Origin of the sequence: Ornithinibacter sp., from assembly GCF_035443565.1 — a bacterium.
Lineage (GTDB): Bacteria > Actinomycetota > Actinomycetes > Actinomycetales > Dermatophilaceae > Fodinibacter.
In genome coordinates this window covers 16,683-29,129 of sequence record NZ_DAORSO010000002.1, presented here as the reverse complement: position 1 = coordinate 29,129, position 12,447 = coordinate 16,683, and the positions used below count along the sequence as shown (strand labels likewise).

The 12,447-nt window shown below is 70.1% G+C and carries 13 protein-coding genes; 2 read left to right on the top strand and 11 right to left on the bottom strand.

Going from position 1 to position 12,447, the window contains the following annotated elements; translation table 11 throughout:
* On the top strand, positions 1-745 hold a 745-nt coding region (locus tag PLL68_RS00510), incomplete at its 5' end, for an LOG family protein (RefSeq protein ID WP_324530608.1).
* Positions 746-802: 57 nt separating this feature from the next.
* On the opposite strand, the gene PLL68_RS00505 is transcribed toward PLL68_RS00510, so the two are convergent.
* The 8 genes from PLL68_RS00505 to pyrH all read right to left on the bottom strand — a co-directional run bounded on the left by PLL68_RS00505 (position 803) and on the right by pyrH (position 8,206).
* On the bottom strand, positions 803-1,138 hold the full coding sequence (locus PLL68_RS00505) for a hypothetical protein (protein WP_324530606.1): 336 nt from the start codon (positions 1,136-1,138) through the stop codon (positions 803-805).
* Positions 1,139-1,147: 9 nt separating this feature from the next.
* Complete coding sequence (locus tag PLL68_RS00500) at positions 1,148-2,137, bottom strand: DUF2599 domain-containing protein (RefSeq protein WP_324530604.1); 990 nt, start codon at positions 2,135-2,137, stop codon at positions 1,148-1,150.
* A 308-nt stretch (positions 2,138-2,445) separates the two neighbouring features.
* Positions 2,446-3,009: a DUF805 domain-containing protein gene (locus tag PLL68_RS00495; protein ID WP_324530602.1), complete on the bottom strand. Its 564-nt coding sequence runs from the start codon at positions 3,007-3,009 to the stop codon at positions 2,446-2,448.
* A gap of 114 nt (positions 3,010-3,123) precedes the next feature.
* On the bottom strand, positions 3,124-4,302 hold the full coding sequence (locus PLL68_RS00490; protein WP_324530600.1) for a monooxygenase: 1,179 nt from the start codon (positions 4,300-4,302) through the stop codon (positions 3,124-3,126).
* A gap of 259 nt (positions 4,303-4,561) precedes the next feature.
* The gene (gene rlmN, locus PLL68_RS00485) at positions 4,562-5,815 is read right to left on the bottom strand and encodes a 23S rRNA (adenine(2503)-C(2))-methyltransferase RlmN (protein ID WP_324530598.1); all 1,254 of its coding nucleotides are present in this window, start codon (positions 5,813-5,815) and stop codon (positions 4,562-4,564) included.
* A 65-nt stretch (positions 5,816-5,880) separates the two neighbouring features.
* A complete protein-coding gene (locus PLL68_RS00480) occupies positions 5,881-6,771 on the bottom strand; it encodes a phosphatidate cytidylyltransferase (protein ID WP_324530596.1) in 891 nt (296 codons plus the stop codon).
* Positions 6,772-6,786: 15 nt separating this feature from the next.
* Positions 6,787-7,344 carry a ribosome recycling factor gene (gene frr / locus PLL68_RS00475; protein ID WP_324530594.1) on the bottom strand — a complete coding sequence of 186 codons (558 nt, stop codon included), beginning with the start codon at positions 7,342-7,344 and terminating at the stop codon, positions 6,787-6,789.
* Positions 7,345-7,447: 103 nt separating this feature from the next.
* Positions 7,448-8,206 carry a UMP kinase gene (gene pyrH, locus PLL68_RS00470; RefSeq protein ID WP_324530592.1) on the bottom strand — a complete coding sequence of 253 codons (759 nt, stop codon included), beginning with the start codon at positions 8,204-8,206 and terminating at the stop codon, positions 7,448-7,450.
* Between the two features lie 162 nt (positions 8,207-8,368).
* Here pyrH and PLL68_RS00465 point away from each other — a divergent pair, with 162 nt between their 5' ends.
* Entirely contained in the window at positions 8,369-8,902 is a 534-nt protein-coding gene (locus tag PLL68_RS00465) for an NUDIX domain-containing protein (RefSeq protein ID WP_324530590.1), read from the top strand.
* 104 nt (positions 8,903-9,006) lie between these two features.
* Here PLL68_RS00465 and tsf read toward each other — a convergent pair whose 3' ends face one another.
* The 3 genes from tsf to PLL68_RS00450 all read right to left on the bottom strand — a co-directional run bounded on the left by tsf (position 9,007) and on the right by PLL68_RS00450 (position 12,441).
* Positions 9,007-9,837, bottom strand: coding sequence for a translation elongation factor Ts (gene tsf, locus PLL68_RS00460; protein WP_324530587.1), 831 nt, complete (start codon positions 9,835-9,837; stop codon positions 9,007-9,009).
* 52 nt (positions 9,838-9,889) lie between these two features.
* Entirely contained in the window at positions 9,890-10,837 is a 948-nt protein-coding gene (gene rpsB / locus PLL68_RS00455) for a 30S ribosomal protein S2 (protein ID WP_324530585.1), read from the bottom strand.
* Positions 10,838-11,034: 197 nt separating this feature from the next.
* Positions 11,035-12,441, bottom strand: a complete 1,407-nt coding sequence (locus PLL68_RS00450; protein ID WP_324530583.1) for an amidase — start codon at positions 12,439-12,441, stop codon at positions 11,035-11,037.
* Between the last annotated feature and the right edge of the window lie 6 nt (positions 12,442-12,447).

Here is a 12,447-nt window from a genome sequence, read left to right as displayed (position 1 = left end):
CCTGCTGCGGGCCATCCACGACGACTCGATGAGCGACGCGCTGAGCGAGGTCATCGGCAGCTCAGCGGTCGTCGGGGTCATGGGTGGGCACGCGCTCGAACGGGGAACGGCGGGCTACACCGGGGCCGCCCACCTCGGCCATGCCCTGGCCGAGGCCGGGTGCGTCGTGGCCACGGGGGGCGGACCGGGCGCGATGGAGGCTGCCAACCTCGGCGCGTACGCGGCATCCGCGAGGTCGCTCGACGAGGCGCTGACTCGACTGGCTGGCATCCCGTCGTTCGTGCCCGAGATCGAGCCGTGGGCGCAGGTCGCGCTCGACGTGCACGACGACCTGCTCGAGGCGCGCGGTGAGCTGGGCGCGGTGACGAGCCTCGGCATCCCGACGTGGTTCTACGGCCACGAGCCGCCCAACGTCTTCTGCGACGGCATCGCGAAATACTTCTCCAACGCGATCCGCGAGGACGGCCTGCTCGCGCGCTGCGATGCCGGGATCGTCGTGCTCCCCGGCGCGGCCGGCACCGTGCAGGAGGTCTTCCAGGCGGCGACGCGGCTCTTCTACGCCACGCCGGATGCCGTGCTCCCCCTCCTCGTGCTCGTCGGCCGGGATCACTGGACGAACACGATCCCCGTGTGGCCGGCGCTGCAGGCCCTGGCCGTGGGGCGCCCGATGGAGCAGCGGCTGCACCTCGTCGACTCCCCCGCCGAGGCCGCCGCCCTGGTCACCGGCAACTCGGCCACGCTGTGACATGCAGAACGGGCAGCATGCTGCCCGTTCTGCATGTCACAGCCCACGACGAACGTTTCAGCCAGGCCGGGATGAGATCGGGGTGCTCAACTCCTCAGCAGTGTCGGGGTCCTGGCCGGCGAGACGACGCCTTGACCGTGCCGCCATGGTCATTGCCACGATCACCCCATCGAGTGCGAGCAGGGCCACGAGCGACGCATTCGCAGCGAGCCACAGAAGAGTCGCGTTGGGCAACAGGACAGTCGGGTCGACCGAGGTGGCCGTCTCCATCCGATTGATGGCGTCCGAGTCGGCGATGAACCACAGCACATAGAAGGACACGACCGCGACGTTGAGGCCGGCAGCCACGACGAGTCCAATGATGTTGAGGGCCCGCTGGTAACCATGCTGCATGATTGCTCCTTAGTTGCAGCTGTTATTGACGAAGCCCCAATACCCGCGGTTAGGAATCTTCGAGTCCAAGCCCCAGTATTCCTTGTTCGGTGCGCGAAGTCGGACGACGTCGAAGTGACAGTAGAACTGATTCTTCATCGACGCGGTGTCTGGGTTGGGCCAACCCGAGCGCGGGGTCTTGTTCAGCGTTTCGCTCCACGCGGCCCAGCGCGCAGCCGCGGGACCATACCGGCCGTACCACGTCGGGTACACCTTGAGCGTGGGGCTGTACTGCCACAGGTCCCGGGCCCACACCGCCTTGGAGATGAGAGAGATCCCCAGGTACGGGTCCGCCACAATCGGGTAGGTGGCCGAGGCCGTGGGTTCGACAACCTGCGTGAATGAGTGTTCGTCGATCTCAAAGTGCGTCGCGACATCGCGACCGGCGGCATCCACTGCCCACGGTGCCGCGACGCCGCCGATGTGCCGACCACCCCTCATGATGATGATGGAACCGTCCCCCAACAGTTCCAACGAGGCCGCGCCGGGAAGGCTCAGCTTGTAGGTGAAAGCGTGTGGTGCCGACGACTCGTTGACGACGGTGCTGATGCGAACCGAACCGTCCTCCACGGGCTGGACGACGACATCCACCCGGTCGCTATCGCCGCTGTAGACAACAGCCCCAGATTCGGTGACGGTGCCGTGGCCGGCGGCTGCCTCAGCCGGGAGCGCGACACCGATCCTGGACCCAGGCTGCCGGGGCGTATCGGGTGCCTCAAGCACAATGAGCCCTTCGTCAGACTCCGGCACCGAAACGCGCCCGTTCGAGGTGACGGCTGGCACAGCTGTCGTCCCCTCGTCGAACTCTTGTACGGAAAGGACCGGAACTCGTATCGGCGCGGCGTCCTCTACCAACCTGACAACGGCCTCGTCCCCGAGTTCCTGCGAATGGGCCGCCGATACAGGCAGCAGAGCCGCCAGGATCGTCGCCCCCACCACAGCACGGAACAAGCTGTACACGCTCGTTGATATCCCCCCTGGGACCAACCCCCTGTTGGTCCGGCGCCAACCGTAGCGCAGCGAATCGGCCGCGTCCATTGGAGCGCAATCTACTCTCGCAGTCGGGCTTCCGCATCCGAGAGGACGGGCTGCCGCGCGCTGAGGCGCCAGGATCGTCGTGCTGCCCGGCACGGCAGGCCGCACCACCCGTGTGGCGGGCGCTCCAAGCGTTGGCCGCTGGGCGCTGGGCGGAGCAGCGGCTGCACCTCGTCGACTCCCCCGCCGACGCCGCCGCCCTCTTCGCTCGGTAGGACCGCGGCGCCCATGGGTCACCGACTGTTCTGGGGCGTCGCCACCTCCTCGATCGCCTTTCCGGGCATCACCATGAGGGTCAGCAGGACGACGAACCCCATCGGCACGATCGCGAAGAGCAGCCACCAGGGGCTCTGACCTGCGTCCCGCAACCGGCGGGTCCCGGCCGCGGCGAGGGGCACGAGGCACAGCACGAGGGCGGCAGCCCCGAGCCGGTCGTCCAGCGCAGCGAGGGCACCGACGACGACGGACACGGCGAGGAAGAAGAACCAGAACTCCGAGCGACTGGCCCGGCCGTCGAAGTCGCCCCACCGGCGGACCCCCTGACGCACGGCCTCGACGAAGGTCAGCGCCGGCGCCGGCTCGAGGGCGTCAGCGCGTTCACCGTCGGCGGGCTCGGTGTTCGGTTCGCCAAAGGACCCGGGATCGACATCGAGTGCCACCGCGAGGGCGGAGGCCGTGAAGGGGCTCGGTGGTTGGCCACCCTCGATTCGCTGGATGGTGCGCACGCTCACGCCGCTGGCCTCGGCCAGGTGTTCCTGGCTCCAGCCGCGCCGGAGCCGGAGGTCTCGAAGACTCACGTCACCAGTGTCGCCCCACCACGGGCGCCACCACCACGACGACAACCCGCCATCCTGCCGCCATCCTCCCGCCATCGGCCCCTGCACGGGCGTCGGCAGTCATCAGCAGGAGCGTCAGCGCTCGGTCATGAGGACGATTCCCAGGCACATCTCGTCGGTCGTGCCCTCGCCCCACGCGACGTAGCGGTCCTCGGTGCCCTCGAACGCGGGGAGCAGGTCGCGCAGCTCCTGGTCGTGGGTACAGGTCACCGTGATCTCGTCGCCGGGGCCGACGTCGAGGGGTGTGTCGAGCGGGATGCTGCCCTGGTCGTCGAAGTTCCACACCGGGATGTCGAGAACCCGCTGGGCCTGCGGCGTGCCCTTGTTGACGTCGACGGTGATCGCCCGGCCGAGCAGGTGCATGTGCCCGGAGACTGCGCGGATCGTGCCCTCCTCGCGGATCGGGCGCGTGCAGCTCTGCACGGGGCCGGGCGTCAGGGGACCACAGAGCAGGTGGAGCAGGTCGGCGGTTGCCGGATCCTCGGCGAACCGCTTCTTGAGGTCGGCGATCGCGAGTGCGCGGCTGCACATCCCCTTGGTGCGGTTGTCGCGACACGGCAGCTCGACCGGCGCTGGGAGCAACATCGTCTGCAAGGCCTGCTTGTCGCTTCCAGCCGCCTCGGACAGGCGCAGCAGCACCGCGCTGCGGTCCGAGCCGCTGCCCCCGAGCAGGTTGTAGTGCATCTGCACCACGAGCTGGGAGCCGGCCGCGAGCGGGATGCCGATGTCCTCGGCCATGACCCGCTCTCCCCCGCCGGGTGCCCACGCGCCGACCCAGTCGGCCTTGTCGAGGTTGCCACCGGCGATGCCCGAGATTCCGGCGCCGCCGAAGCACGTCCAGCCCTCGCCGGGGGTCTGTGCATCGAGCTTCTCGGCCTTGGTGACGTCGGTCGGCTCGACCTTGGACACGACGACGTGATGGACCAGTGGTGCGTTGTCCAGCAGCACCTGCACGCCACTCACCAGCTGGTCGGTGTCGAACCCGGGGTCGACGAGGAAGCACCGGTAGTCGTCGGTGCCGGTGCCCTCAGGCGCCTTCGGGGTGTACTTCGCCGGGAGGCGGATCTCCTGGAAGCGCTCGCCCTTGCGCAGAGGCGTCTCCTTGACCGGCTCGACCGTGGCGCTCGGCGCGGGGGCGTGGGCGCTCGCATGCGTGTCGGCGGACTTCAGGTTCGCCGGCAGGTCGGCCTCGCTGCCGCACCCGGCGAGCAGCAGGGCAAGGGCAGCCAGGAGTGCCGGGGCGCGACGATGCATCGGCCAAGCGTACCCGCGGGTACGAGGGTGCAGGGCGCTTGTCGAGCCCCGGCATCCGACCAGGGTGGACGTTGCGCGGGCACCGTCGAACCTGTGAGCCCGGGTACCAGTGCTGTCAGGGGTCCTTGCGCCCGACAAGGAATCCCTTGCGCGCCGCAAGGACGCCTGACAGCACCCCCCGACGCCCTCTCAGCACCGAGCACCGAGCACCGAGCACCGCGATGCCACGGGCTCCCGTCAGAACCGCGCGCGGCGACACTCAGCCGCGTTCGGGGGCTCCCGAGGTCGCGGCAGCCAGCTGACCGCAGGCGCCGTCGATGTCGGACCCGCGCGTGTCACGAACGGTCGTCGGGATGCCGTGCGCCCGCAGCCGCTCGACGAACTGCTGCTCGACGCCTCGTCGGGATGCCGTCCACTTCGACCCGGGGGTCGGGTTCAGCGGGATGGGGTTGACGTGGACCCAGCCCCGGCCGCGTTGGCGCAGCTTCTGGCCGAGCAGGTCCGCCCGCCACGCCTGGTCGTTGATGTCGCGGATGAGGGCGTACTCGATGCTGACCCGGCGCCCGGTGGCCTCGTGGTAGCGGTAGGCCGCATCGAGCGCCTCGTCGACCTTCCAGCGGGTGTTGATCGGGACGAGTTCGTCGCGCAGCTCGTCGTCGGGTGCGTGCAGCGACAGGGCGAGGGTCACCGGGATGCCCTCAGCGGTGAGCCGGTCGATGCCGGGGACGAGCCCGACCGTCGACATCGTGATGCCCCGGGCCGAGATGCCCAGGCCCGAGGGCGCCGGCTCGGTGAGTCGCCGGATCGCTCCGATGGCCGCCTTGTAGTTGGCCAGCGCCTCGCCCATGCCCATGAAGACGACGTTGCTCACCCGGCTGGGACCGGCGGCTGCGGCATCGGAGGCCACGGCATCCGCACCGTCCTCGGACTCGTCGCCGAGCCCGGCGCCGTCGAGGGCGTCACCGATCTCGGGCAGCTCGCCGCGCCGCAGCAAGCGGGCCGCGGCCACGACCTGCTCGACGATCTCCCCCGCCGACATGTTGCGCGTGAGCCCCTCCTGACCGGTGGCGCAGAACGGGCAGTTCATGCCGCAGCCGGCCTGGCTGGAGATGCAGACGGTGACCCGCTTCGGGTAGCGCATGAGCACCGACTCGACCAGCGCCCCGTCGAACAGCCGCCAGACCTGCTTGATCGTGGCACCCCGGTCGGCGGTGAGGCTGCGCACCGAAGTCAGCAGCGGGGGCAGGAGGTCGGCGACGAGGTCGTCGCGCACGGCCTTGGGCAGATCGGTCATGTCCTCGGGCCGGTCGACCAGCCGCTCGAAGTAGTGCGTCGAGAGCTGCGTCGCCCGGTAGGCCGGGTGGCCGAGGGCGGCGGCCACCTCGCGACGCTCCTCGAGGCTGAGGTCGGCCAGGTGTCGCGGCGGCTTGCCCCGCCGTGGCGCGGTGAACGTCAGCTGGCCGGGTGCCGGGCGGGGTGCGGGGGCCTGCGAGGGCGCGGGGATGTCTGACATGGTGCGTTGATTCTCGCAGGTTCCCCGGACAGACTGCGGCCAGGCTGCGGCATCGAGCCCGCTGCTCAGCCGAGCGGGACGAAGAGCAGCAGCAGCGCCCAGGCGACCGGGGCCACGACGACGAGCGAATCGAGGCGATCCATCAGGCCGCCGTGCCCGGGCAGGATCGTGCTCATGTCCTTGATGCCGAGGTCGCGCTTGATGCTGGACTCGATGAGGTCACCGAGGGTGGCAGCGGCCGCGGCGACGACGCCGAGCACGGCGCCAGCCCACCAGACGCCGTCCAGGAGCAGGGGCAGCGAGATGGCACCGACGAGTGCGCACGACAGCACCGAACCGGCGAACCCTTCCCACGACTTCTTGGGGCTGAGCGACGGCGCCATCGGGTGCTTGCCGAACTTGACCCCCACCGCGTAGCCACCGATGTCGGAGAATACGGTGACGAGGATGAACACGACGATGCGCTGGCGACCGTCAGGAGCCGCGAGCATGAGGGCGGCGAACCCGGCGAGGAACACGGGGTAGAACGTCACGAGGGCTGATGCGCTCAGGTCACGAGCCGCCCCGGCAACCCCGTCGGCCACCCGCCAGATGAGGATGCCGATGATCGTCAGGCCGAACGTCACGACCAACGCCTCGGCCCCGCGCGCGTAGGCGGAGACCAGCATGCCGGCAACCCCGAGGAGCAGCGGCACGAGGGGGATGGTGATGCCCTTGGTGGCGATGGCGCGACGCAGTTCCCAGGCCCCCACGCAGATCGCGGCGATCACGACGACGAGAAAGGCCCGCGCATCGACGATGAGCGTGCCGATGACCAGCCCGGCGAGCAGCAGCCCCACCCCGACTGCTGCCCGAAGGTCGCGCCCGGCCTTCGGGGTGGCCGGCGCCGCCGGAGCATCAGGAGCGTCAGGGACGTCCGGGGCGTCGGTCGCAGTGAGGTCGGGGGCGTCGGTCATCGTCGTGGTGCGAGGTCAGACCTCGAGCAGCTCGGCTTCCTTGTGCTTGAGCAGCTCGTCGATCTGGTCGACGTGGCGCTTGGTGACGGCCTCGAGCTCCTTCTCGGCGCGCGCCCCCTCGTCCTCACCGACCTCGCCGTCCTTGACGAGCTTCTCCAGGGTCGTCTTGGCGCTGCGTCGCACATTGCGCACCGACACCTTGGCGTCCTCGGCCTGCGAGTGAGCCATCTTCACGTACTCACGACGCCGCTCCTCGGTGAGCACCGGCATGACGCAACGGATGATGTTGCCGTCGTTGCTGGGGTTGACGCCCAGGTCAGCCACCTGGATCGCCTTCTCGATGGCGTGCATCGAGCTCTTGTCGAACGGGCTGATGATGATGGTGCGCGCCTCGGGGTTCTGGAACGACGCGAGCTGCTGGAGCGGGGTCGGCGCACCGTAGTAGTCCACGAGCACCTTCTGGAACATGCCGGGGTGCGCGCGACCGGTGCGGATGCCGGCGAAAGCCTCCTTGGCGGCCTCGACGGTCTTCTCCATCTTCTCCTCGGCCTCGAACAAGGTCTCGTCGATCATCTGCGGTGGTTCTCCTTCGGTATGCCGCGCTACCGGCGCGGCGGGTCTGGTCCCAGTGTGTCAAAGTCGCGGGCCGCCCGGTGACCGCCGCGCGAGGAGTGCCTCAGCCCGCGGAGACCAGGGTCCCGATGCGCTCGCCCCGCAGGGCACGGGTGATGTTGCCGTCGCCCTCCATCCCGAACACGACCATGGGCAGCTTGTTGTCCATGCAGAGGCTGAACGCGGCGGCATCGACGACCTTCAGACCGGTGCGCAGCGCCTCCTCGAAGGTCACGTGCTCGAGCTTGCGGGCGTCAGGATTGGTGCGAGGGTCTGCGTCGTACACGCCGTCGACGCCGCTCTTGCTCATGAGCACCATGTCGCAGCGGCACTCCAGTGCTCGCTGGGCGCTCACGGTGTCCGTGGAGAAGTACGGCATCCCCGCCCCGGCGCCGAAGATGACGACCCGCCCCTTCTCGAGGTGGCGGATCGCGCGACGCGGGATGTAGGGCTCGGCGACCTGGCCCATCGTGATGGCGGTCTGCACCCGGGTGTCGATGCCCTCCTTCTCGAGGAAGTCCTGGAGAGCGAGGCAGTTCATCACGGTGCCGAGCATGCCGATGTAGTCGGCGCGCGAGCGGTCCATGCCCTTCTGCTGGAGCTCGGCACCGCGGAAGAAGTTGCCCCCACCCACGACGACGGCGACCTCGATGCCCTCACGGACGGCATCCGCGATCTGGCGGGCGATGCCGCGCACGACGTCGGGGTCGACCCCGACCTTGCCTCCGCCGAACACCTCACCGGAGAGCTTGAGCAGCACCCGTCGCGGAGAGGCTGCGCCCGACGCATTCGGTGCGGCCTGGGTCTGGGCGTGCGTGGTCACGGTGCCTCCTCGGCAGTGGTTCGCGGTCGCTCGATCCTGCCACAGCGCCGGTGTTCCACCCGGACGGGGACCGGGTCGGATGCCGTTTTCGTCCCCGTCGTGGATGGTCCTGGCTCGACCTCGGGCGGTGCGCCCACTCCACACCCGTGGCAGGCTGACGCCGTGTGGCCTGTCACTGAGTCCCGGACCGTGTACGCCAACGCGTGGATCGAGGTCGTCGAGGATGCCGTGGTGCGCCCCGACGGGAGCGACGGCATCTACGGCGTCGTGCACCTGCGGCATCCGGCGGTGTTCGTCGTGGCGGTGACCGACGACGACGAGGTGGTGCTCGTGACGGTCGACCGGCACACGACCGGGCCTTCCGTCGAGGTGCCCGCCGGTGGGTCCGACGGCCCGGACACCCTCGCGGGGGCGCAGCGGGAACTCGCCGAGGAGACCGGCCTCCAGGCGGCGACCTGGCGCGAGATCGGCCGGATGAACGCCCTCAACGGCGTCTGCGTGGCCCCCGAGGTCGTGTACCTGGCGACGGGCCTGTCCCCCGTGGACGGTGCCGAGCAGGAGGTCGAGGGCATCAGCGAGGTGCGGCGGGTGCCGTGGGGTGAGGTGCTCGCCATGCTCGCTCGCGGTGACATCACCGACGGTGAGACCGTGGCCGCCCTCATGTATGCAGCTCTGGCCCGGGGCCGCGTCACCTGACGCCGCGCCGTCGATCCCTCGACGCGAACCTGCCGACAACGCACGGATGCCGTCCGCTCAGGTGAGCGGACGGCATCCGGTGATGCTGGTGGTGCGGTGCCTCGTCAGCTACCGACCCGGAAGCGCGCGAAGCCCTTGGCGTCGGCGCCGGCCTCGGACAGCACCTTGGCGACGGTCTTCTTGGCGTCCTTGGCGAACGGCTGCTCGAGCAGGACGTTCTCCTTGAAGAAGCCATTCACGCGGCCCTCGACGATCTTCGGAAGGGCGGCCTCGGGCTTGCCCTCCTCCTTCGCGGTGGCCTCGGCGACGCGACGCTCGTTCTCGACCGTCGCGGCGTCGATCTCCTCACGGGTGAGCACGCTCGGGCTGAACGCGGCGATGTGCATCGCCACGTCCTTGGCCGTCTGCTCGTCGCCACCGGCGGTGGAGACGAGGACACCGATCTGCGCGGGCAGGTCGGGGCTCGTCTTGTGCAGGTAGGACACGACGTGCTCGCCCTCGAGGCGGGCAACGCGCTTGACCTCGATCTTCTCGCCGATGGTGGCGTTGGCCTCGTCGAGGAGCTCCTTGACGGTGCGGCCGTCCTCGAGCGTCGAGGCCAACAGGGCCTCGGCGTCAGCGGACTTGGTGGCAACGGCCTGGTCGAGGACCTGCGCGGCCAGGGCGCCGAAACGCTCACCCTTGGCCACGAAGTCGGTCTCGCACAGAACCTCGACGAGGGTGCCCTCGCCGGCGCCGGCGTTGGCGGTGACCAGCCCGTTGGAGGCCGTACGGCCCTCGCGCTTGGTCACACCCTTCAGGCCCTTGACGCGAAGGATCTCCTCGGCCTTGGCCATGTCGCCATCGGCCTCGTCGAGGGCCTTCTTGACGTCCATCATTCCGGCGGCGGTCTTCTCGCGGAGCGCCTTGATGTCAGCGGCGGTGTAATTCGCCATGAGTGGTATCGCTCTTTCAGCTAGCAGTTCGGACAGGGACGAGGGGGCAGGCTCAGGCCTGGTCCGCGTCGGCGGCCGGGGCGGCCTCGTCGGCGGGAGCCTCGGCAACCTCGGCCTCGGCGGCGGGAGCCTCGGCAACCTCCGCCTCAGCGGCGGGAGCCTCGGCAACCTCAGCCTCGACCGGGGCGGCCTCAGCGGCGGGAGCCTCGGCAGCCGCAGCGGCCTCGGCAGCGTCGCCACCGAGGAGCTCGCGCTCCCACTCGGCGAGGGGCTCGTCAGCGGCGACGACGTCCTCGTCGGCGCGGCCACCGGCGCGTGCCATGAGACCGTCGGCGACGGCATCCGCGATGACCCGGGTCAGCAGCGTGACGGAACGGATCGCGTCGTCGTTGCCGGGGATCTTGTAGTCGACCTCGTCGGGGTCGCAGTTGGTGTCGAGGATCGCGATGACGGGCAGCCCCAGCTTGCGGGCCTCGTCAACGGCGAGGTGCTCCTTCTTGGTGTCGACGATCCAGACGGCCGAGGGAACCTTGCCCATGGTGCGGATGCCGCCCAGGGTCTTCTCGAGCTTGTCCTTCTCGCGCTTGAAGATGAGCAGCTCCTTCTTCGTGTAGCCGCTGCCGGCCACGTCGTCGAAGTCGAGCTCCTCGAGCTCCTTGAGGCGGGTGAGCCGCTTGGAGATCGTCTGGAAGTTGGTGAGCATGCCACCGAGCCAGCGGTGGTTGACGTACGGCATGCCGACGCGGGTGGCCTGCTCGGCGATCGGCTCCTGCGCCTGGCGCTTGGTGCCGACGAACAGGATCGTCCCGCCGTGGGCCACGGTCTCGCGGACGAACTCGTACGCGTTGTTGATGTAGGTCACCGACTGCTGCAGGTCGATGATGTAGATGCCGTTGCGCTCGGTCATGATGAAGCGCTTCATCTTGGGGTTCCAGCGACGGGTCTGGTGCCCGAAGTGGACGCCGCTCTCGAGGAGCTGGCGCATGGTGACGACGGCCATGCCGTGTTCTCCTTGTGCGTTGGTCAGTTTCGTCGGATGCCGCGCGAAGGTGCGGGGCTCCTGCCTGGCGCCTGCTACGCACCTCACCGGATGCCGCGGCATCCGGACTGCCAAGGTGCGCCCCGTCGTGTGGTGGTCCAGGTGACGGTGAGAAGGCGCGCGAAGTCGCCCGACCGGAGTCGGACGCACCCGCAAGTCTACGGGGTCGCGACCCCCGGCCAGAAATCGGGCCTCGAGGCCTCGATCTGGGCAGCGATGGCGAGGAGCAGCCCCTCCTCGCCGCGGCGGGCGATGAGCTGGACGCCGATCGGCAGCCCGCTGGCCGAGAGCCCGGCCGGCAGGGCCAGCGCCGGGTGGCCGGAGACGTTGGTGAGCACGGTGTTGGCCACGTAGGGAAGCGTCGCGACCTGGGCGCGGACGGCATCCATCCCGTCCAGGAGGCCGACGGGCGGGGGCAGCTTCGGCATCGTCGGCAGGAGGAAGACGTCGGCGTCCGTGAGCAGGCGTGCGTCGACGGCCGCGGCGACCCGCTCCCCCCGGCGGATGGCGCGCTCGACCACCCGGGGCGTCGCCCACCGGGCCAGGCGCGCAGTCTGCCGGGTGCGGGGTTCGAGCCGCTCGGGGTGCTCGACCTGGCCGGCCTCGGCGGCCATGCCACCGTAGAACTGCGGCAGGAACGCGTCGGTCGCCACCGGCCAGCGGGGCGCGGTGCGGTGCACCCGGTGCCCGAGCCGGACCAGCGCCCTGGCGACCTGTTCGGTGGCCGCGGTGATCTCGGGGTCGGTGTCGACCCCGGGCGTGACGCACTTGGTGCTCCACGCGATGCGGAGGGTGCCCGGCTCGCGAGCCGCCACGGCCGCGAAGGGCTCGCGCGGCGGCGGCACCGACCAGCGGTCGACGGGTGTCGAGCCCGAGATGACGTCGAGAAGCAGGGCGCTGTCGCGCACGCTGCGCGACATGCCGCCGAGGACGACGAGCCCGTACCAGTGCTGCGACAGGGGTGCCACGGAGATGCACCCCCGGGTGGGCTTGAGACCCACGAGCCCGCAGGCCGAGGCGGGGATGCGGATCGACCCACCCCCGTCGGCGCCGAGCGCCACCGGCACCATCCCCGTCGCGACGGCCACGGCCGACCCGCCGGACGAGCCACCCGGTGAGCGGTCGAGGTCGAAGGGGTTGCGGGTGACCCCGGTGGCCAGGCTCTCGGTGAACGGGAACTGGCCGAACTCGGGCATCGTCGTGCGGCCGACGATGACCGCACCGGCGGCGCGCAGGCGACGCACGACCTCGCTGTCGGCGGTGCGCGGCGTGGAGTTGCCGGCCCCACCGAGAGTCGTCACGTCGCCGGTGACGTCGTACTCCTCCTTGACGACGATGGGAACCCCGGCGAGGGGGCGATCGGCACTGGGGCCGACGGCATCCACCTCGTCCGCCTCCGCGAGCGCGCTCTCGGCACGGACCACGGTGAAGGCGTTGACGGGGCCGTTGCGCTCCTCGATGCGCGCCAGGGCGGCCTGCACCGTCTCGCGGGCGCTGATGCGGCCCTCGCGCACGGCGGCGGCAGTGGCGACGGCGTCGAGGGTGCCGAGGGTCTGGCTGTCCATGCGGTG